Source organism: Fictibacillus tiangongensis, from assembly GCF_048083785.1.
Classification (GTDB): Bacteria; Bacillota; Bacilli; order Bacillales; family Fictibacillaceae; genus Fictibacillus.
The window spans coordinates 873231-892869 of sequence record NZ_CP182294.1 but is presented as its reverse complement, the minus strand read 5'-3'; the positions used below and the strand labels follow the sequence as shown (position 1 = coordinate 892869).

General features: G+C 39.3%; 24 protein-coding genes. 9 read left to right on the top strand and 15 right to left on the bottom strand.

What is annotated here, in order from left to right:
• Positions 1 to 245: 245 nt before the first annotated feature.
• The 4 genes from ACNJYY_RS04940 to ACNJYY_RS04925 form a co-directional block, all read right to left on the bottom strand.
• Entirely contained in the window at positions 246 to 857 is a 612-nt protein-coding gene (locus ACNJYY_RS04940) for a flavin reductase family protein (protein WP_416730784.1), read from the bottom strand.
• Positions 858 to 1003: 146 nt separating this feature from the next.
• The gene (locus ACNJYY_RS04935; RefSeq protein ID WP_416730783.1) at positions 1004 to 1612 is read right to left on the bottom strand and encodes an alpha/beta hydrolase; all 609 of its coding nucleotides are present in this window, start codon (positions 1610 to 1612) and stop codon (positions 1004 to 1006) included.
• Positions 1609 to 2559 (bottom strand): ring-cleaving dioxygenase, encoded by a 951-nt coding sequence (locus tag ACNJYY_RS04930; protein WP_416730782.1) that lies wholly within the window; start codon positions 2557 to 2559, stop codon positions 1609 to 1611. The genes ACNJYY_RS04935 and ACNJYY_RS04930 overlap by 4 nt, the downstream gene beginning before the upstream one ends.
• Before the next feature lie 305 nt (positions 2560 to 2864).
• Positions 2865 to 3704 (bottom strand): aldo/keto reductase, encoded by an 840-nt coding sequence (locus ACNJYY_RS04925; protein ID WP_416730781.1) that lies wholly within the window; start codon positions 3702 to 3704, stop codon positions 2865 to 2867.
• A gap of 155 nt (positions 3705 to 3859) precedes the next feature.
• Between ACNJYY_RS04925 and ACNJYY_RS04920 the strand changes: the two genes are divergently transcribed.
• Complete coding sequence (locus ACNJYY_RS04920) at positions 3860 to 4054, top strand: hypothetical protein (RefSeq protein WP_197126994.1); 195 nt, start codon at positions 3860 to 3862, stop codon at positions 4052 to 4054.
• Here ACNJYY_RS04920 and ACNJYY_RS04915 read toward each other — a convergent pair whose 3' ends face one another.
• Complete coding sequence (locus ACNJYY_RS04915) at positions 4055 to 4225, bottom strand: aspartyl-phosphate phosphatase Spo0E family protein (protein ID WP_370568694.1); 171 nt, start codon at positions 4223 to 4225, stop codon at positions 4055 to 4057. It lies immediately after the preceding gene.
• A gap of 294 nt (positions 4226 to 4519) precedes the next feature.
• Entirely contained in the window at positions 4520 to 4819 is a 300-nt protein-coding gene (locus ACNJYY_RS04910; protein ID WP_416730780.1) for a hypothetical protein, read from the bottom strand.
• A 180-nt stretch (positions 4820 to 4999) separates the two neighbouring features.
• Between ACNJYY_RS04910 and ACNJYY_RS04905 the strand changes: the two genes are divergently transcribed.
• The gene (locus tag ACNJYY_RS04905; protein ID WP_082861284.1) at positions 5000 to 5173 is read left to right on the top strand and encodes a YjcZ family sporulation protein; all 174 of its coding nucleotides are present in this window, start codon (positions 5000 to 5002) and stop codon (positions 5171 to 5173) included.
• 53 nt (positions 5174 to 5226) lie between these two features.
• Here the strand turns inward: ACNJYY_RS04905 and ACNJYY_RS04900 are convergent, their stop codons facing one another.
• Entirely contained in the window at positions 5227 to 5859 is a 633-nt protein-coding gene (locus ACNJYY_RS04900; RefSeq protein WP_416730779.1) for a YitT family protein, read from the bottom strand.
• Between the two features lie 172 nt (positions 5860 to 6031).
• On the opposite strand from ACNJYY_RS04900, the gene ACNJYY_RS04895 reads away from it, so the two are divergent.
• Positions 6032 to 6190: a hypothetical protein gene (locus tag ACNJYY_RS04895; RefSeq protein WP_197222107.1), complete on the top strand. Its 159-nt coding sequence runs from the start codon at positions 6032 to 6034 to the stop codon at positions 6188 to 6190.
• Between the two features lie 45 nt (positions 6191 to 6235).
• Here the strand turns inward: ACNJYY_RS04895 and ACNJYY_RS04890 are convergent, their stop codons facing one another.
• Positions 6236 to 6487, bottom strand: a complete 252-nt coding sequence (locus tag ACNJYY_RS04890; protein WP_416730778.1) for an HPr family phosphocarrier protein — start codon at positions 6485 to 6487, stop codon at positions 6236 to 6238.
• Positions 6488 to 6669: 182 nt separating this feature from the next.
• Here ACNJYY_RS04890 and ACNJYY_RS04885 point away from each other — a divergent pair, with 182 nt between their 5' ends.
• The gene (locus tag ACNJYY_RS04885; protein WP_144702546.1) at positions 6670 to 6921 is read left to right on the top strand and encodes a hypothetical protein; all 252 of its coding nucleotides are present in this window, start codon (positions 6670 to 6672) and stop codon (positions 6919 to 6921) included.
• A gap of 173 nt (positions 6922 to 7094) precedes the next feature.
• Here the strand turns inward: ACNJYY_RS04885 and ACNJYY_RS04880 are convergent, their stop codons facing one another.
• The 3 genes from ACNJYY_RS04880 to ACNJYY_RS04870 all read right to left on the bottom strand — a co-directional run bounded on the left by ACNJYY_RS04880 (position 7095) and on the right by ACNJYY_RS04870 (position 10420).
• Positions 7095 to 7433: a VOC family protein gene (locus ACNJYY_RS04880; protein ID WP_137790409.1), complete on the bottom strand. Its 339-nt coding sequence runs from the start codon at positions 7431 to 7433 to the stop codon at positions 7095 to 7097.
• A gap of 268 nt (positions 7434 to 7701) precedes the next feature.
• Positions 7702 to 7992: a hypothetical protein gene (locus ACNJYY_RS04875; protein WP_416730777.1), complete on the bottom strand. Its 291-nt coding sequence runs from the start codon at positions 7990 to 7992 to the stop codon at positions 7702 to 7704.
• Between the two features lie 85 nt (positions 7993 to 8077).
• Positions 8078 to 10420 carry a penicillin acylase family protein gene (locus ACNJYY_RS04870; protein WP_416731805.1) on the bottom strand — a complete coding sequence of 781 codons (2343 nt, stop codon included), beginning with the start codon at positions 10418 to 10420 and terminating at the stop codon, positions 8078 to 8080.
• A 261-nt stretch (positions 10421 to 10681) separates the two neighbouring features.
• On the opposite strand from ACNJYY_RS04870, the gene ACNJYY_RS04865 reads away from it, so the two are divergent.
• Positions 10682 to 10870: a hypothetical protein gene (locus tag ACNJYY_RS04865; protein WP_144702555.1), complete on the top strand. Its 189-nt coding sequence runs from the start codon at positions 10682 to 10684 to the stop codon at positions 10868 to 10870.
• A gap of 319 nt (positions 10871 to 11189) precedes the next feature.
• Here ACNJYY_RS04865 and ACNJYY_RS04860 read toward each other — a convergent pair whose 3' ends face one another.
• Complete coding sequence (locus ACNJYY_RS04860; RefSeq protein WP_416730776.1) at positions 11190 to 11819, bottom strand: hypothetical protein; 630 nt, start codon at positions 11817 to 11819, stop codon at positions 11190 to 11192.
• 411 nt (positions 11820 to 12230) lie between these two features.
• Between ACNJYY_RS04860 and ACNJYY_RS04855 the strand changes: the two genes are divergently transcribed.
• Positions 12231 to 12320, top strand: coding sequence for a putative holin-like toxin (locus tag ACNJYY_RS04855; protein ID WP_222122228.1), 90 nt, complete (start codon positions 12231 to 12233; stop codon positions 12318 to 12320).
• A gap of 194 nt (positions 12321 to 12514) precedes the next feature.
• Here ACNJYY_RS04855 and ACNJYY_RS04850 read toward each other — a convergent pair whose 3' ends face one another.
• Both ACNJYY_RS04850 and ACNJYY_RS04845 read right to left on the bottom strand, forming a co-directional pair.
• The gene (locus ACNJYY_RS04850) at positions 12515 to 14662 is read right to left on the bottom strand and encodes an AAA family ATPase (protein WP_416730775.1); all 2148 of its coding nucleotides are present in this window, start codon (positions 14660 to 14662) and stop codon (positions 12515 to 12517) included.
• A gap of 247 nt (positions 14663 to 14909) precedes the next feature.
• A complete protein-coding gene (locus tag ACNJYY_RS04845; protein ID WP_416730774.1) occupies positions 14910 to 15359 on the bottom strand; it encodes a BsuPI-related putative proteinase inhibitor in 450 nt (149 codons plus the stop codon).
• Between the two features lie 245 nt (positions 15360 to 15604).
• Here ACNJYY_RS04845 and ACNJYY_RS04840 point away from each other — a divergent pair, with 245 nt between their 5' ends.
• From ACNJYY_RS04840 to ACNJYY_RS04830, 3 genes are all read left to right on the top strand, one after another.
• Positions 15605 to 16975, top strand: coding sequence for an FAD-binding oxidoreductase (locus ACNJYY_RS04840; protein ID WP_416731804.1), 1371 nt, complete (start codon positions 15605 to 15607; stop codon positions 16973 to 16975).
• Between the two features lie 63 nt (positions 16976 to 17038).
• Positions 17039 to 17359, top strand: coding sequence for a YbjQ family protein (locus ACNJYY_RS04835; RefSeq protein ID WP_137790415.1), 321 nt, complete (start codon positions 17039 to 17041; stop codon positions 17357 to 17359).
• Positions 17356 to 17586: a hypothetical protein gene (locus ACNJYY_RS04830; protein ID WP_416730773.1), complete on the top strand. Its 231-nt coding sequence runs from the start codon at positions 17356 to 17358 to the stop codon at positions 17584 to 17586. The genes ACNJYY_RS04835 and ACNJYY_RS04830 overlap by 4 nt, the downstream gene beginning before the upstream one ends.
• A 355-nt stretch (positions 17587 to 17941) precedes the next feature.
• Here ACNJYY_RS04830 and ACNJYY_RS04825 read toward each other — a convergent pair whose 3' ends face one another.
• Positions 17942 to 19630: a methyl-accepting chemotaxis protein gene (locus ACNJYY_RS04825; RefSeq protein ID WP_416730772.1), complete on the bottom strand. Its 1689-nt coding sequence runs from the start codon at positions 19628 to 19630 to the stop codon at positions 17942 to 17944.
• Positions 19631 to 19639: the final 9 nt, after the last annotated feature.

Sequence of the window (19639 nt, the reverse complement as noted above, 5' to 3'; positions counted from 1 at the left end):
CAATTTCCGTAATATAAGAAGATTCGCGATCCACCAGTGAGGCAATATTCCTTTCTAAGATGCAGGTCTTATGTCGGAAAAAGCGGTAGATTTTCCTATTAAAGTCGCAAACTATCACTTAAAATATTATAGTTTGTAACAATATCTTCATTTCAATTCTATATAATGTCGGTTTTTGACAAGGGTTACCTCGTAAAGAATTTTGAAGTCAAAAAAAACCTTCCTCTAAACGAGGAAGGCAATGACTACTCTGGCCGTTCTAACGAAAAAGTTTCTCCAAGCTTTACATAGTTCGTTCCTGCTAATCTCCCAACAGGCTTTAGCTTATCAGCATCAATTCTACCATTCTGGTAGAGTTCATCTGAGATATGATAATGAACAACTCTTCCGATTAATAGATCAGTAGAGGGTTTGTCGTGTGTACCACCAAGTGGAATAATCTGTTCAACTACACATTCCATGCGTATTTTGGATTCAGCGATACCTGGAACTCCTACTTTGACAGATTGAGCATTCGTTAAATTTGTAAGTTCAACTTCACTCTGATCTCGCTCAAGGTTGGCAGCAGTTTGATTTACGGCATTAATATACGTTTCGTCTGGAATATGCACTACGAATTCACCTAGCTCTTCTGCATTTCGTGACGTATCTTTTTGAATACCATCCTTCCTCCCAACTGATATGGCGATCAGAGGAGGATCGGAAGTTAACGCATTAAAATAGCTGAATGGTGCAGCGTTTAGGACACCATCTGATGATAGAGTGGTAACGAACGCAATCGGTCTAGGAATTATACTTCCTGTTAGAAACTTATAGTTCTCTTTTACGGATAATTCTTGAGGATCGATAGACTTCATGATTTTTCACCCGCTTTACTATTTTTTTAGGCTGTTATTGTAACTTTTTTAGCTCTTTAAATAGCAGATAATGATTCAATTGTGACGATAGGCTGTGTCTATGATCTAATCGTCTTATCTTTTGACTTATTTTTAACAATAATGATTTATAGCAAGTGTTTGCTGAACCACTCAGCTGCTTCTTCTACTTCAGCTCTTGATAACTGATGCCCCATGTCATCCCATTTCAGATGTACATTTGCACCTGCGTTGTTCAACAATTGCTGCAACTCTTCCGTTTCTTGAGGCGGGCAGATCGGATCGTTTTTCCCTGCACCGATAAAAACAGGAAGTCCATCTAACTTTGGAAGTTCAATTCCTCGTCTAGGGACCATCGGGTGGTGGAGGATTGCTCCTTTTAATGAATTTTCATAGTGAAATATTAAACTTCCTGCAATGTTAGCACCGTTCGAATAACCTACTGCTACTACTTGATCGCGGTTAAAATCATACTTATTTGCTGCTTCTTCAATAAACTCGTAAAGTTCTTTTGTACGAAAGATTAAATCTTCTTCATCAAATACACCTTCTGATAAACGGCGGAAAAATCTCGGCATGCCGTTTTCAGAAACATTTCCTCTAACACTTAACACAGATGATTCTGGTGAGATCATTTCTGCTAATGAAAGTAAGTCCTTCTCATTTCCTCCGGTACCATGTAATAACAGAAGTACCGGCTTGTTTAAATCTGTCCCTTTTTTGAATAGATGGATCATTGGATATCCTCCTTTAAAATTCTTGCTTCTACAGGGTGTAGATGATTTTCAATTTGTTCTCGATGAGGCTCGAGCCATGGCGGAAGCAATAATTTCTTACCTAACTCTTCTTCTGGCTCATCGCGAGTAAACCCTGGTGGATCAGTCGCAATCTCAAAAAGTATGCCGCCTTCTTCCCGGAAATAAATAGCATTAAAATATTGTCGGTCAATAATTTCTGTTACCTGAAACTCATTCTGTTTTACATGTTGCTGCCATTGTTCATGTTCTTCATAAGATGAAGCTCGCCAAGCGATGTGGTGAACGGTTCCTACTCCACTCACTCCCCTTGCTTCAGGCGATAGCTTGATATCAATCACATTCCCAATGTCACTTTTTGCATAAAACCGGATATAATCTCCGTCTTGCCCTACCTTTTCTAACCCCATCACTTCTGTAAGAACTCGCTCAGTCTCCTGTGGAGCTGCTGATAAAAGTATTGCGCCACCAAATCCTTTAATGGCATGTTGAGGAGTGACTTCGCCAAATGACCATTCGCTATTCTTACCTTCTTGCCTTGCAACGATTTCTATACGCAATCCATGAGGATCGAGAAATTCTAGATATTCTTCTTGAAAACGAACGGTCTTTTTATACTCTACCGAGAATTTGGCAAGTCTTTCTTCCCAAAATGGTAAGGAACCTTCTGGTACAACAAAAGATGTAGTTCCAACTTGACCTGAGCCTACTCGTCCTCTGTAAGCATCCGGCCACGGAAAAAACGTCATGATCGTTCCGGGACTTCCTCCTTCATCTCCAAAATAAAGGTGATACGTTCCTGGATCATCAAAGTTTACAGTTTTTTTAACAAGTCTGAGGCCTAAAACGCCTGCATAAAAATCTACATTCTCTTGGGGATTACCAACAATCGCAGTTATGTGGTGAATACCATCCGTGTGCATCGTCATATCCAATACATCCTTTCAGTTACATTAACTTATTTTTTGTAAGTTAAGTATATGATTATCACTTACTTTTGTCAAGTAACTATATTACGTTGATATGATTTTATGTATGCTTGAACACCATTTACTCGTATTATTATGGACGGACAAGAGTTTACTTAAGCCTATACCCCTTCATACTTCTGTGAAACAACAATCAAGAAGAGGTGTTTCTACAATCTGTGATAGAAATAAAAATCCACGTGAAATCTGTAGATTCCACGTGGACAAATTTAAATTGTTGTATTTGTTTGGGGTCAGACCCCTTCTTAGAAGTCGAAGTTATCTGGGTCTGGACCGATGCGACGATCTTCATTTAACGCGTCAATCTTCGCCATGTCTTCTAAAGATAGTTCAAAATCAAAGATATCTGCATTCTCTACGATGCGGTGTTGTTTAATAGATTTCGGAATCGTTACAACACCATTTTGAACATCCCAGCGAAGGATGATCTGAGCTACAGATTTACCGTGTTTCTCTGCTAGTTCAACCAATGATGGCTCTTCTAACAGTTCCCCTTGCATCAGCGGGCTCCATGCTTCGAGTTGGATGTTGTTATCTTTACAGAATAAAAGAAGCTCTTTTTGTGCCAAACGCGGATGGTATTCTACCTGGTTCACCATCGGTTTAATCTCACAGTCTGCCAAGATATCTTCTAAGTGATGCACTTGGAAGTTAGAGACACCAATCGCTTTTACTTTTCCGTCTTTGTAAAGCTTTTCAAGTGCACGCCACGTTTCTTTATATTTGCTCTTTACCGGCCAGTGAACGAGATACAAGTCTAGATATTCGAGGCCAAGCTTATTCATGCTCTCTTCAAACGCTGCAAGCGTTGACTCATAGCCTTGATCAGCGTTCCATACTTTTGTTGTGATGAACAATTCTTCGCGAGGAACTCCCGCTTCTTTAATAGCTTGTCCAACACCTTCTTCATTTTTGTAGATGGCTGCTGTATCAATACTCTTATATCCTGCTTCAATCGCCCATTTAACAGAATCTATTACTTCTTGTCCTTCTTCAACTTTAAATACACCAAGTCCAAACCATGGCATCTTAACTCCATTGTGTAAGACAGTCGTATCTTGCAATGATTTAATTGTTGTTGTCATCTGTTTAATAGCCTCCCATTATAAAAGCCAAATTTTGTTCCCTAAAAAGATATTGTCACATTCTGCTGTAGAAAGGAAACATTTCGACTTTTAGAAGGTATTTAAATCCTTCTATGGAAGTAGTATCCAACACATTATGAAAATGGGGTGTTGGTGTGAAGGACAATCTGATTCATTTTAAAACGAAAAGCGAATCATCTAAATCTATGCCTGAACAAGAATTTACCCTGATTCAGGAGATACGTGAACTTCTATCAGAGTTTCACTGTAATTATCCTTTAGTAACAAAAAAAGCGATTCTACTTCGTATCGATCAACTAACAGATGAACTCATCTTCAATAAAAGATAATTAAAAAGAAAATTGTCTTTGATACACATTCAGCAATACATCTAGTTCTTGGCTGCATTTTACCGTTTCATTGCTGGTTAAGCCATTGCGGTCTGCAACTTCTACCAGCTTCTCTTTTTTTTCTTTTATACATTCCATGAGAAGAGAGTTATTCCATTCTTTTTTCTCCACGAAAATCCGCTCCTCTTGTGTCATTTTTATATACCTCTTGCTTATTATGAACGCTTTTTTTATCCTTGAAAATAGATTCACCAAAAGAAGAAGTAATCTTACAAAAGCGGACATTTTTTTACATGACATATCGTCATAAATACCCAATATATCCTTCAATATGATCCAAGTTTCAGCCGCATTCGCCTACTTTCTTACGCGTAACACTAGCATTTCCACTCGCAAAAGTGCCTCTTTTAATAAAGATTTATTTCCCTTATAAAAGAAAAAAAGGATGGGCGACTTCCCATCCTTTTAACCTTTTTTATCATTGTAATAGTTTACAGAGTACATAGCTCCTTCTTCTACCATCTTGTTGTCATCAACGTCCATCGGATCTGGATGACCTGCTTTATTGATAGGTAGTTGCGTACGATCGATGTGATGGGGTCGAACTCTTCGTTTCATATCCTTAATTTTCATTTTTGTTTTAATGCGGTTTGGTTTGAAAGAGAGCCATACTAACGCTCCTGTACCAAGACCAATCAAGGCCCAAGATTGTGTTTTCAATAACTTACTCGTTGTTTTCATTTGAGTTTGAGTTGAAGTTTGCATGTATAACGCCTCCTTGCTTACATTTACCCCATTTCCGTACAATCGTAACATCACATTTTCTTTTCAAATATTACATCTGCCTATTTCTTTAAAATCTAAACAATTGTCCATACACGCTTTCCGGAGTTTACATATACTGTATCGAAGTCGAAAGTACACTTTTAAGGAGGAGTTTTTAGAATGTATGCAAATTCACCGGTAAATGCTTCACTTGCAAACGCACCAGTATATGGTGGCGGATATGGTTATTGTGGTGGCGGAGGTTATGGCAAGAGTTTTGCGATCATAGTAGTTCTATTTGTCCTTCTGATTATTGTTGGCTGTTCGTGGGCATATAAAGGAAAAGATTGCTAATTTTATGTGCAGAAAAAAGAGGTGCGGGTTTAATCCCCACCTCTTTTTTTTATTTACAAAAACGGTTTTGGTGTTTTATTAGGAGATACCGTCCTTACGAAATCAATGAGTCTTGTGCTAATCCACTGACACAATAATGCGAATAGAATAATCTCAAGTCCTAGAGTTAACGATGTTCCCAATAATACAAAACTGTTGATAAGAAAAAGGATATTACCTGGCTTCTTACCAGTCCATTTAGAAAGAATCAGTGCAATGATATCCATCCCACCTGAAGATGCACCGAATCTAAACAGAATACCTACGCCTGTTCCGAAGATAATCGCTCCGTATACCACATCAACTAGTGTATCGTTAAAAGGAGTGATTGTATGAGTATACATCCAATCCACTACGATGGATGTAATTGCTACACAATAGATCGTCCATAATGCTGTTTGTTTGCCGAGCGTCTTTAACGCCAACAGCAACAATCCAAAATTTATCGTCCATAATGTTAAACCTAGTGATACATCGAAAAAATAATCATTTAGTATGGCAACACCCGCTACACCGCCAGAAGGGATATTGTGAGGAAAAAGAAATGCCGCCATAGCTAGTCCTTGCAAAAAAGCTCCAAACGTTAACCACATGATTCGCCGCAAAACAAAAATCCTTTCTCTTTCGTTGTTGATTCCCTCCTTCATATTAGACCTCTTCACCTGAATTGCAAGATGTTTCACAAAATAAAACACATATACGCAAATGTCTGATCATATCTTTATTATGATTACTCCTTTTTAGAGGAATAGGGCCCTGTTCATCTCTTTTGCGGGAATAACACGAAATGTGGGAGCAGCAGAAAGGTGGACAAGAAAATTGACACAATACAGTAAAAGAGAAATCGAGATGCTTGAGCAAAAAGCGCGCGACGAGCACAAAGAAGCTGAACAAGCACGTTCTGTAGTTGGTGATGTTTATATTCAAAAGAAATTCCATGAAAATCGATCAACGGTCCAACCTAAAAAAAACAAATAAAAGAAAGCAGTCGTATGGCTGCTTCTTTTATGTTTCTCTATATTTTTATGATATTGTGCCTGTTCCTAAACTTCGTAATGCATCAACTGCTCCCCTGCTATCTTCTCCAGTTGCAGAAACGCAGCAGACCCCTTGCATGCCATTTAAAAGACTCATACTAAGGTGGCTTTTTGCATTGATTCTTAACGTGTTGCATTCAAAAAAGATTTGGCATTGTTCAAACTCATTCGCTTTAACGACCATCTCATGAATCCAAGTTGGTCTGATTTTCTCTTGTACCATAAAGTAAGTTTTCATTGTATGACCCTCTTTCAGTCCTCTTCATTTTTTATTTTACTAGCGAAATGTAAAGAGCGTTTTAACTCCATGTTAGAGTTTTATGGCTTATGCATTCAATTTATGAAGAATCTGAAAAATAATGGTATGAAAAAAGAACTATTTTGCAACATTATGAGTATGACTGAAAAAGGAGTAATATTATGGCTTATTACATAGCATGCGATTATGATGAACCGGATCGTCAAAGTTACAGAGGTATCGTAATCATCGATACATTAACAAACGAGGTAGCTCACCGTTTCTTTTCTGGAGACTTTAATCAGGATTTCCAAGAATACAGAAGCTGGTTAGAAGACACAGAACCTTATTACTTCGAAGGTGATAGTTTGTTACATTTCGTTGGTGATCTGCATGATCCTGCATTAAACGAAAACGATGAGTTTTATCACTAGAGAAATACCCTTCTTCAGAAGTATTTGAAGAGACTGTGTAATCATCGTTGTTTAAGAATAGTAATTTCATTCAAGAACACTCGCCTCCTCTTGTAACCAGCCGAGGCAACATTCCTAAAAAAAGCAAAATAAAAACACCATTCAAAAAAATCGGATGGTGTTTTTTACCATTTCTAGTCTTTATTCGTAGAATCAATGATTCTGATAGGATTGCCTGTTGCATCTTGGTAGATCGCATATCTTCCAGGAGGAATCGTGCAAGGTAATTTAACAAAGTTCAGCTTTCCCTCATGTTCATGATAGAAATCATCTACACTATCTACTAAAAATACGCCGCCCGGTCCAAGGTCATGTTCATCTTCCTCAATCATCAACTGCACTTCACAATCTTTCATCGACATCCCTAGTACTTGGTTACCTTCACGCCAGGCTTCAGTCATGCCAAGACCTTCATAATATTGCTGAGACTCTTGTAAATCTTTTACTGGGTGAAACAAAAAAGCGAGCTTCATACCAATACCCCCTCGTAAAGTGAACATGTGCTAGATTTATATTCATTTTTACTTTTATGTATTCGTTAAATTCCCTCTCTTCTTCTTTATTTCCTGCTCCTTTTTTTAAAAAGCTCTATTTTAAAATGTCTGTATTCGTATGCATCGTTCCTTTCAAAATGATTGGTCATTAATTACTCTAGAAGTCTTCAAAAAAATCTCTAAAGAACAAGATAAAAGACTGATCTATCTACACGCTATGTGTAGTATAGGATCAGTCTTAGGAAACTTAATACGGATACGGCGGATAAGGGTATGGCGGATAGACAGGATAGATTGGGTACGGTCGTGGTGCTAATGCTAGACCTGCGATGGTTCCAAGTGTTAGTCCTACTAATGCAGGAGCAAAAAAGAAGCGGTCGCTGCTCTCGTCCTGACCTTCTGAACTATACGGTAGAATATACGCTTTACTCTCATCTACATGCTTAAGAACACCATGATATCTTGTGCCACAATGACAATCAATATATACCGATCTGCCTAAATAACTACGGCACAGGTGATACGTTTGGTATGACAAAGGGTAAACCTCCCAGCTTGTTTTTGCCTTCTCTACACCATATGTCCAACCTGTTATTTTGACAGAGACAAGAGTCTACCGTTTTTTATTTTTCTATTTTTGGCTTCAAAACGAGATGCTGTTCCTTCGGCCATTTTTTCTGATCTAAAGAGGTTTCGTGATACTTTCCAGTTGCCCAATCTTCAATCTGATCTTCATACCAAGGGCTCAGCACATGGCCAGATTGACCCGGGCCTACTACATGATAAGATCTCGATGTATCAGACATATCGACTACCATCCGCCAAGCTCCACCGTGTGTAATGTTGCCTGTTTCCCGGTCCCACCCAGCTACACCAACTGTCACTCTACTTCCGCCCATACTTTGTGAAGGTGGATTAAATAATAGATGTAAAGGTTTGATGGCAGCAAGAGGATGTTCAAATGTTAACGTATGAAAGTCTCCCCATTCCCACTTCGATGAATCTTCCCCAAATTCTTCTGATAGAAAGGTTATCATGGATTCAAAAGAGCGTTGAGTAACTTTTTCTAACCCGCCATTTTCTCTAATCCATGGGCCGGGATCTCCAGCGTTCGCCTTTCTTATCAGTTCGTCCACCACTTGTTCCCTGCCATCAAACATCTTCAGCATCTCTTCGCTGATTTCATCCTTAAACAATTCATTGCTAAAATGACTCATCCAGATATGAAAAATTAATGGAGCAGCATTATCTTTGCTATCGGTAAGGTTCCATTTTTTTAGAAGTGAGATAACATTCTTTTCCTTATTATTCAATGGTTTTTTCATTACTTGTTGCATAAAAATCGGCAGCATTTCTTCTGCTTGTTTGTTTTTTTGATCAAACTGCAAAGATTGCATGTCTTTTGCCGTAAGCTTTTCTTTTCCTTCAAGAACTTCTACGATCCGTTGTTGTCGATAAGGTTGAGCAAATGTATCCGAAATGTGATAAGGATAAGAATCAGCAGTAACCTTATTGTTCGCTGTCGCAATATATCCTTTTTCAGGGTTAACACTTGTTGGCAGTTCATCCCACGGGATATAGCCTTTCCATTCATATTGATCTGTCCATCCTGGAACAGGAAGTGACGTATATTCTTGTTTACGAATGGGAATCAATCCATTTGCTTTATAGGCAATCGTTCCGTCTGTACTCGCAAAAACAAAATTTTGTGCAGGTGTATGAAACGATTGAAGCGCTTTTTCAAACTGAGTCCAGTTTTTTGAGCGGTTCATCATAATGACAGCTTCAAGCTCTTTTGAAGGTTGAAGAGCTGTCCACCTCAATGAGAGAGCTGTACCTGGTTTATCATGATGTGCAAACTCAGAGATAATGGGTCCATGTCTTGTGATCACAACTTCGTGATCGATGTCCACTTTGTCCTTTACTTTGATTCTTTCTTTTACTACATCAGCTTTTTCCCAGTTTGCCATGTATTGAAATTCATAAGAGTTCTTTGGATTTCTTTTCTCAACATATAGTTCTTGAACATCCGGTCCTACATTTGTAACACCCCATGAGATCGTCTTGTTATGACCTACAATAATCCCCGGTATTCCTGCAAATATTACACCGGAAACTTCATAATCAGGAGCTTTCAGATGGGCCTGATACCAGATAGAAGGTGTACCTAGTGAAAGGTGTGGATCATTGGCAAGAAGCGGCTTACCCGATTTTGTCTTATCGCCTGCAACTACCCAGTTATTACTTCCATTATGATAGTTTGGAATTACAGATCCTGCGAAACTTTTCTCAAAATCAATACCTTCTGTTTGAAGATCCTCTAAAATGGTTGGCGCGTCCTTCGGATATCCTGGAAATAGATCCAAAGCTTTTTCTTTTGAAAACGTTTCCGTTAAATAATATCGAAATGCTTGTCCTTCCCAATGGCCACCAAGATCGAAAGCCATATATTTACCGATTACGAGGGAATCAACGGGGGTCCATTTCTCTGGCTCATACCCAACGAGCAAGAATTCAATAGGTAGCGTATTACCTTTCTTCGCCTGGTCCATATAAGCGTTGACACCATCTGCGTACCATGACAGATATTGTTTCATTTCTTTAGAATACTCATCATAAGAAGCTTCTGCCGCTCTTCTTAAACCTAATGTTCTAAAGAACTTGTCACGGGTGAGTGTTTTTTCCCCAATTACCTCACTAAGCATACCGGATGCCTGTCTTCTGCTTAAGTCCATCTGAAACATCCTGTCTTGCGCCGTTACAAAACCTTGAGCCATAAATAGGTCTTTCATTGATTCTGCTTCAACATGGGGAACTCCATCGCTATCTCTGTAAACATCTACCCGTGCTTGAAGTCCGATTAATGGAATAGCCCCATTAATTACAGGCTTGCTTTTTTGAAGCAAAAAATAGGCTGTACCTGCTGCAGCCGCTAGAGTCACAACGATAGCGATGCCGATGATCATTAAACTTTTTTTCCAAGTAATTCGTTTAACGGACTTTTTTTTCTGAAGCGTACTCTCCACCTATAGACCTCCTGCCACTACAATCTTCCTAGTTACATTCTATAATGTGACGGATTTCCCCTGTAAAAAAATGATAAAAGTAAATGTATTGAAAAACCTCCATACTTTTCGCCTAATTTCTCTAAATTAAGACAGGATTTTCGTAAAAATGTCGAATACCTCAACAAGCAGTTTATGACATAAATGATAAGGAGAAAGAAGATGGCTAAAATTGTAGTGGATTTTCAACTTAGTCATGGTGAGGAGAAGATTACAGAAGGAAACATCGTGATTGTTAACATCTATCCCAGCAAAGCCAATCTCCACGAACAAGTAAAAAAGCTGATCGCTGACCAATTCAATTGTTCTGCTGCAATCATCTCTATTAAACAAATCAAAATGAACGCATAAGTGTATATATTAGTGTGCGTGGACAGATGAGCCAAATAAAAATAGAGAATGTTTGAATGTTCGTTCACCCACAGCTTTGCCGAAAGCGATCAGCCATGAAACGAAGTTAAACTGCGTAGTAAGCTAACAGCCTTTAAAAAAGTTCAAAAAAAAGAGGTGCTTCTCTATAGGAAGCACCTCTATATGTATAGGGGACTTTATTATCTCACCAATTTTCAGATCACGTAAGTTCCATTAGACGTATACCCCTAGGCCTATGTTCAACCCTTTAATCGGTAAATTAGCCGGTGGTTGGACAAGTTATCTAGCTTTTGTCATGCTAAAAATACGTTTTAATGATGCTTTCGATCTCATCATCCTTCATTCGGCCTGCAATCCCAGGAGTTTGAGCAAAATATTTTACCGCTTCACCGCAAGATAGACCTATCTGACTAAGTCCCTTTGCAATAGTTATGAGATATGCTGCAGGTGGAGGGTTCAAATCCTGTTCGTGCATATCAAGGTTGCAAGTGAACGTAACCATCGGATATCCTTGATCCTCACCAAGATACACCATACGGCTATACCAGCCTTGACCAAAATGAATGTAACCTTTTTCGATAACTTCCTCTAAGTCAGCCTCTATCTCTTCACAGCTATTTTCTTGAGCTGTAACATCTAAGAATTGCTCGACAGTGACCAAGTATTTTCTGCCGTACGTCTCGTATGCTTCATTTCTTTCGTGTCCGATAAAAGCCACTCCACCCTCTCCCCATTTCGTCCGCTCTCTTGCAAAATAAAGGGGATATGGCAAAACAGCTTTACCGTTCTTAAGAGGCATAGCTGGATTTCTACAGCCTCTTTCCCGTTGAGTAGAACCTTCAGGCTGATCTCCAAGAATATAACATAAAAAACGGTGCTCCATTAAATTCGATCCGTAACTTACATACCAAACATATGATGTGTCCAATGAATAATCCTCCTTAAAAATTTTCCTTGAATAATAGTCATGAAATACATCATTTCTTTATACATTGATATACACAAGGGGGATGAAAAGAATGAAAAGAAAATGCTTACTCTTTGTTTTGTGCCTATTTATATTTCTTTTCACGATGTTCCTAGCTACACCTGTTGTTTAGATGTGTTGGAATTGATTATTTTATAGGCCTTTTGGTCTACCCCGAAAAAAATGAAAAACAAATGCATTTTATGCCTTGAAATGATATTGGTAAAATAATCCTATTGACCTAAATAGAGTTAATAGAAATAGTCTTTCCGGTTCTTGTTTCATTTTATAAATCGGGATAAAATGGTAATCATACAATACTTTTCCTTCTCTAGTTTCTGTACGAGTCTTACTCCTAATTTGTAAGGAGGGATGGGGATGACAGTATTTGAAGCGATGTCACTCATGATTGGTTTTTCAATGCTTGTTCTTACCATTATCCGCTCCAAAGATGATTCATAAAGACAGAGAGTTTTGTTTCTTATTATTCTGCCATGCAGATGCATGGCTTATTTTTTCGGATAAATTTATCTAAAAACTAGAAATACCCTATCTGTGAATTGTAAAACAAAAACCTTGCTGGAGAAACACTCTCCAAGCAAGGTTTTTTAGTTTTAACTTTCTATCTACTTTACTTCTTACTTCCTTAGCTAATCTTACGCCTTTTTCACAACAATTTGTCCCTCTGCAACATTTACTGCTAGCTTTTCTACATTCTCGTCATCTAAAAGAACATCTGCAATTTTATCCTCGATATGTTCTTGAATGATCCGACGAAGTGGTCTCGCTCCAAATGCTGGGTGATAACCTAGTTTTGCAAGCTTCTGTTTTGCAGCTGAAGTTATTGTGATTGAAATATTTTGATCTTGAAGTTGATCTGAAAGCTCTTGTAGCATCAAATCCACAATCTTCACAAGGTGTTCTTCTTTTAACGACTGAAATTGTACGATGCTATCAAAACGGTTAAGAAATTCTGGTTTGAAATAGCCGCCTAAAGAGTCTAAAATCTGTGTCTCTTTTTCAACCTCTTCTGTATTAAAGCCAAGTTTCTTAGTTTGTTTTACAGCTGAACCTGCGTTACTTGTCATGATGATCACAGTATCTTTAAAACTTACTGTACGCCCTTGGCTGTCTGTTAATCTGCCATCTTCCATGATCTGAAGGAACATGTGCTGTACGTCTGGATGAGCTTTTTCGATCTCATCGAGCAGAAGTATGCTATATGGCTTACGGCGGATCTGTTCTGTAAGTTGTCCTGCCTCTTCATGTCCTACATACCCTGGAGGTGATCCGATCAACTTGGATACAGCATGCTTTTCCATATACTCACTCATGTCGAGACGAATCATGCTTTCTTCATCACCAAAGATCTCTTTAGCTAATGTTTTGGTTAATTCAGTTTTTCCTACACCCGTTGGTCCTACGAATAAGAAGGAACCGATCGGACGTTTTTTTGTCTTTAATCCTGCACGGCTTCTGCGAATCGCTTTTGCTACCTTTTCCACCGCTTCATCTTGTCCGATTACTTGAGCTGAAAGCTTTGCAGCAAGCTCTTTCATCATAGACTGTTCATCACTTTGCAGTTTACGAACTGGAATTCCTGTTTTCTGTTCCACGATATGCTGAATATCTTCTACTTGTACAATCGCTGCCTTTTTATCTTCTTCTTGTGTTTTAAGTTTCTCATCAAGCACTAGTTCTTCTTGTCGAAGCTTAGCTGCAAGTTCATAGTTTTCATCTGCAGCAGCTTTCTCTTTTTCTTTAACGAGTTCTTCTAATCGCTCCTCAATGGACGATTTCTCAATCGTAATATGTTGAAGGTTGCTTTTTGAACCTGCTTCATCCATAAGATCAATCGCTTTATCTGGCAAGAAACGATCTTGAATATACCGATGTGATAACGTAACACAAGCTTTTAAAGCTTCTTCTGTAAATTTAACTTGGTGATAGTCTTCATAACGTGAAGCAAGTCCCTTAAGGATCTCAAACGCTTCATCCGTCGTTGGTTCGTTAACGATTACAGGCTGAAAGCGTCTTTCAAGCGCTGCATCTTTCTCGATCTGGCGATATTCTTTAAGTGTTGTAGCACCAACCATCTGAAGTTCACCACGAGCCAGTGCTGGTTTTAAAATGTTTCCTGCATCCATTGAACCTTCAGCAGACCCTGCTCCTACGATCTGATGCACCTCATCTACAAAAAGAATGACGTTCTTCCGTTTTTGAAGTTCTGCAATCAGTTGTTTCATTCTTTCTTCAAACTGACCTCTCACGCCAGTGTCTGCAACGAGGGAAGCAACATCTAACAAATAGACTTCTTTATTCAGAAGTTTTGCCGGTACATTGCCTTCTACGATCTTAGTAGCTAAGCCTTCAGCTATCGCCGTTTTCCCTACACCTGGCTCACCGATTAATACCGGGTTATTTTTTGTACGACGATTCAAGATTTCAATCACACGACGTACTTCCTGATCACGTCCGATGACAGGGTCAATGATTCCTGCTTTTGCAGCATCTGTTAAGTTTCGGCCAAATTTATCTAAGAAGCCTCCGCCGCCACGTTTTCCTTTTTGAGTTTGTTGATGATGTTGATCGTTTGCTTGGTCTGCAAATGCTTGACCATTCATCATCTGTTGAAATATATCATCGAAAGAAGAAAAATTCATATTCATTCCTCCCCCAGTTGTCATTTCTTGTTTTACTTTATGATAACAATTAGAGCAGAGCACAAATTGTTTCTTTTCTTTATTCATAGAGATACTCATTTGAATCGTAGCAGGATTAACTTCACATTGTTCACAACGCATACTTGTAACCCCCTATAAGTTTTTTAAAAAAGTTGTATAAATTATTGCGATTATAACGGTATGCCCTTCGCTTCGCAACTTTTATGATTTAGGCGATTTGGTTACTTATTAAAAGTTTGACTTTGACTTTCTTTGACCTTTCACCTTTATTCATATTATACTTTGACCTTTTTTGACTTTCAAGTATTTTGTTTGACTGTTAAAAATAACAAAAAGAGATGAGCTCTTAACTCATCTCTTCCCCAAATCAGTTCCAATTAAAAGTGATTTTTTGTCTGTAATCTTCTGTTTCTCCGGTTGGCGTCAACCATACTTCAAGTGTGTATGCTCCTGGTTCAAGATTATTCACTAAAATGTCCTGTTTAAAAACATCCGCTTGTTTCAGTTTTAATGAAGAAAGAACCTGCATGAACATATGATTTTTCGAGTACTGGTAAACGATTTTCCCATTCTTATCTTTGATCACATAATCAAATTTTTGACTAGACGAAAATTGAAAAACCTTCTCTTTTTCTGTTTGATTCTTTAATTCATATCGAAATAGAATACCTTTTGCATTCTGCTGCTCTTGAATATTAATCGTACTTTCAATACTTCCTGCAACGATACCGTTCTGACCATCTTGTCCAGATCGCTCTTCTTTGCCATCCTTAGGACTTTGTTGTTTCTTATCATCTTTTTTACCATCACCTATCACTGGTTGCTCTCTCCCCTCGGATTGGTTTTGGCTGTCATTGTTTCCACAGCCTGTAACGACTATCGAAATACATAATATGATCAGTATAACATGCCAGTTATTTATCCTACATTTTATCATCGTTCTTCACCTCACTTGTTAGTTTGGGCATATATACGTAATTTCATGTTTAAAAAGGAATTTTAGCTTACTTCATGTAAAATAGAGATTGAATCTATACGTAGAAGGAGTGTGTTTCTTTGGAAATGACAAAGTCAGATCTTTTGCTTGAAATGCAGAAAATAACTTCTGAAAAACGTGCCACACAAAATGAAACGGTTCTCTGGCAGCATAGCCACGATGAATCTTATCACCACCCTGTTTCTCCTGATGTAGTTGTATACCCGATATCGTCAGATGAAATTTCTTCTATACTTAAATTCGCAAATGAAAACAAAATTCCTGTTGTGCCTTACGGAGCCGGTTCTAGTCTTGAAGGCCACTGTATACCCGTAAAAGGTGGCATCACACTAAACTTTCAAGAAATGAATGAAGTGCTGGAGATTCGTCCAGATGATTTTTTAGTGAAAGTACAGCCTGGCGTCACACGCACTCAGCTTAACCTAGCACTAAAAAAATTCGGATTGTTCTTTCCAGTCGACCCTGGAGCTGATGCTACGATCGGTGGAATGGCAGCTACGAATGCAAGTGGAACAACAAGCGTAAAATATGGAATCATGCGCGACCAAGTAAGAAATCTTCAAGTCGTATTAGCGGATGGACAAATTATTCAAACCGGTGGAATGGCTGCTAAATCATCAGCTGGCTATCACTTGACCTCTATGTTTGTAGGCTCAGAAGGTACTTTAGGGGTATTTACTGAAATCACATTAAAAGTATACGGAATTCCTGAGGCAGTACTTGCAGCAAGATGCACGTTTCCATCTGTTCAAACGGCAGTTGAAGCAGCAAGTGCAGTTCTTGGCTCTGGAACTGGTATCGCAAGGATGGAACTGGTTGATGAACGCTCGATCATCCAAGTGAACCAAAATAGTGATACTTCGTATACAGAAGCTCCAACCTTATTTTTAGAGTTTCAAGGAAATCCAGCTAGTGTTACATATGAAGCATCACTCACAAAGGAATTGCTCGAGAGCTTTGGAGGTTTAGAGTGGACAGAGGAACGTGATTCTAAGGCCCGCGCTAAACTTTGGGAAGCAAGACACCATTTAGCTTATGCATTTAAACATGGCTATCCTGGAAAATCAATGATGTTTACCGATGTCTGTCTTCCACTCTCCGAATTGTCTGGAGCAATCGTACACGCGAGAGAAACGATGGACGAGGTAGGTGTACCGGGGGCAGTCCTCGGTCATGTAGGTGATGGTAATTTTCACGCTATCCTGATGTACGATAGCTCGATTACTATGGAGCGCGAAAAGGCAGATATGGTCAACGCACGTATAGTTGATCATGCTCTTCAAAAAGGCGGCACGTGTACAGGAGAGCATGGTGTCGGAATCGGAAAAGCGAAATATTTGGCTAAGGAACATGCCGATACTCTTCCCATCATGTTTGCAATAAAAAAACAATTGGATCCAAACGACATTTTAAACCCTGGTAAGATCATAATATAGAAATGAACGAAGAGCTTGTATGATTCGTATTAGAGTTAAAACAAACCAAGGAGGCGTTATTTCATGATCGTTGTTACAACTGAAAACATAAAAGGCTATGAGGTGAAGGAAGTTAAAGGTTCTGCTTTTGGAGTCGTTGTACGCGCTCGTGGAATCGGCGGCGACATCATGGCGGGATTACGAGGAATCATGGGCGGTGAGATCAAAGAATATACGAGCATGCTTGAAGATGCGCGAAAGCAAGCAGTTGACCGGATGGTAAAGAATGCTACTGAAATGGGTGGCAACGCAATCATCATGATGCGCTTTGATTCCGGAGAGATGGGCAATAACATGAGCGAGATCGTCGCTTATGGAACAGTTGTCGTGATTGAAAAACAATGAACATCATAGGCATCCTAATCGGCTGGCAAGTCATATCTATCCTTTTCTTAATCGCCTTAGCTATCATCTCATGGTTGTATTTTGATAAGCGATACAAAAAAAGTGAAACAAAAGTGCCTTCAGGCTATATTTGGACAGATGAAATATCAATTGACCCTGCTTCCGGAAAAAAGGAACGCGTTTATTATAATCCGGAAACAGGCGATCGGTTTTATAAAGAAGAATAATGATAGAAGCTTGTCTATTTGGGGGTTTCCCCTAAATGACAAGCTTTTTTTAGCTGATGATGTTTATGTTTCTTTCAAAAATTTTATTTTAGTGCGTTTAAATGGTTTTATGCTCGGTTCACGAGTTTTATGCTCGGTCCCTGAGATTTATGCTCGGTCCCGGGGTTTTATGCTCGGTCCCGGGGTTTTATGCTCGGTCCACGAAATTTATGCTCGGTCCCGGGGTTTTATGCTCGGTCCACGAAATTTATGCTCGGTCCACCAGATTTATGCTCGGTCACAGGGAATTCTCCTCTGTCGCAAACAAAAAAGCCACCCATTTAAACTGGTGGCTGGCTTCCACTTCGCTTCATATTTACACTTTAAATTTATTAATCGCTTCATTCATCTCTTCTGCTAGCTGTGAAAGTGCGTTTGATGAAGATGAGATCTCCTCCATGCTTGCTAGCTGTTCTTCTGCAGAAGCAGAAACTTCTTGCGTGGACGAAGCTGCTGTTTCTGCCATCGATGAGATCACGTCGATCGAGCCAACAACATGTTCGGTACTCGCTGTCATCTGCTCTGTAGCAGCTGAGATATCGCTAACTTGTCCAGAAACCTCAGCAACGGTATCGTACAGACTTTTGAATGCTTCTCCTGATTGATAGACCAGTTCCCTACCGCCATTTACTTCTATCGCACCGTCCTTAATTGCGGTAACGGCTTTTTCAGTTAGTTCCTGTATGCTAGTGATCAGTTGACCGATCTGGGACGCAGATGCTGATGATTGCTCTGCTAATTTTCGTACTTCATCAGCAACTACTGCAAATCCTCTGCCTTGTTCTCCTGCACGAGCTGCTTCGATTGCCGCATTCAGTGCTAAAAGATTTGTCTGACCGGCTATATCCGTAATCACGTCAACGATATTCGTAATTTCTTGAGACTGTTCACCAAGATCCTTTACGACTCTAGAGGTGCTGTCCATAGAAGTGTGAATCGCATCCATCTGGCCGATCGTCTTTTGTATGGTCTCATTTCCGCCTTCTGCTACCTGCATAGAACGAGCGGATGCTTCAGACATGTTCTGCATACTAACTGCGATCTGTTGGATGCCGGCAGAAAGCTGGTTCATGGCTTCTACGATATCATCTACCGTACGTACTTGTTCTTGAGATCCTCCTGCCACTTCACCTATCGTTGTCGCGATCTGTTCTGTTGCCATACTCGTTTGTTCAGCTGAAGCCGTTAATTCTTCAGATGATGCTGCTACTTGTTCAGCAGTAGCTCTGACTTGTCTGATTAAAGCAGCAAGGTTTGTACCCATATGGTTGATGCCATCTGCGAGCATACCAATCTCATCATTATTTTTTACAGAGATCGGATCCATTGTCAGGTCACCATCTGCGATGTCATTAAGCATATTGGACATTCTCACAACAGGTCTAGAGATCATAAGCGAGATCGTGTAACCGATTGCAAGTGCAGCCACTACAATAACGATTCCTAAGATCGTGATGAGAGAGAAAACGAACTTCTCTTCGTCCGCAACGACGACTCTTCCTTCAGCCATTAGATTTGCTTGTCTCTTGCCCATCTCTTCTGTTACAGCTCGCATGTCTCTGCCTAATGGAAAAAGAGTGCTTTTTGCATATTCATTTGCTGCTTCCATGTTACTCATTGAGTTTTGCAGCACACGGTCTGATTCTGTTTTGTAATCATTGTTCAAATAATAAATTTTCTCCAGCCTATCTTTATCTGCCTTTACTTTAACGAGTTTCATCGTTTCATTTACAAGTGTATTAATCCTTTCGTTCGCGCCGGTCAACTTTTGTTTGCTTTCGTTCGATTGCTCGAGCAAGTATTCCCTGACACTATTGTTTTGAACAGTCGCTTGAAGTTCAATCTCTTTCGCATTGTTATAGATTACCGTTCTTCTGTCTAATAGTTCACTGTATGTATGCTGCATGTCTTTTAAAAAGTAAAAGAAAACACCACAGGTTGCAGCAAACAGAACGGCAATTGTTAAAAAAGAACCTACCAGCTTTTTTCTTAACGTTAGTTTCATACGTCACCT